Consider the following 551-nt stretch of genomic DNA (forward strand, 5'->3'; position numbering starts at 1 on the left):
AGGTTGGCGTCGGTGACAGTCGGTTCGGTGCCGCCCCGCCCGTAGCAGGCCGGCCCAGGACTCGCGCCCGCCGACCGCGGGCCCACCCGGAGCCCGCCCGCCTCGGCGTACGCCACGGAGCCGCCGCCCGCCCCGACGGTGTGGATGTTGACCACGCTCATCAGCATCGGCAGGCCCTCCAGGCGGGCCTCGGCGGCCACGTCCGGCTCCCCGTCCACGATCAGTGACACGTCGAAGGAGGTGCCGCCCATGTCGACGCCGATGAGGTTGGGCCGCTCGGTCACCCGGGCCAGTTCGTGGGAGCCCATCGCCCCGCCGACCGGGCCCGACAGCAGCGTCTGGAGCGGGCGCCGCCGCGCGGACCGCGCGGTGAGCACGCCGCCGGACGACTGCATGACGTGTAGCGGGACGGCCAGCCCACCCTGGCGCAGCTCCTCCTCCAGGCGGCTGAGGTACTGGCGGACCACGGGCCCGGTGTAGCTCTCGATGACGGCGGACGAGGTGCGCTCGTACTCGCGCCACTCCTTGGCCGCCTCGTGCGAGAGCGAGAC

General features: G+C 74.6%; 1 protein-coding gene. It reads right to left on the reverse strand.

Going from position 1 to position 551, the window contains the following annotated elements; genetic code table 11:
* On the reverse strand, window positions 1-551 hold a 551-nt coding region (locus tag KUM32_RS41095), incomplete at both ends, for a hydantoinase/oxoprolinase family protein (protein ID WP_302185264.1).

It is taken from the genome of Streptomyces sp. AC627_RSS907, from assembly GCF_019049165.1.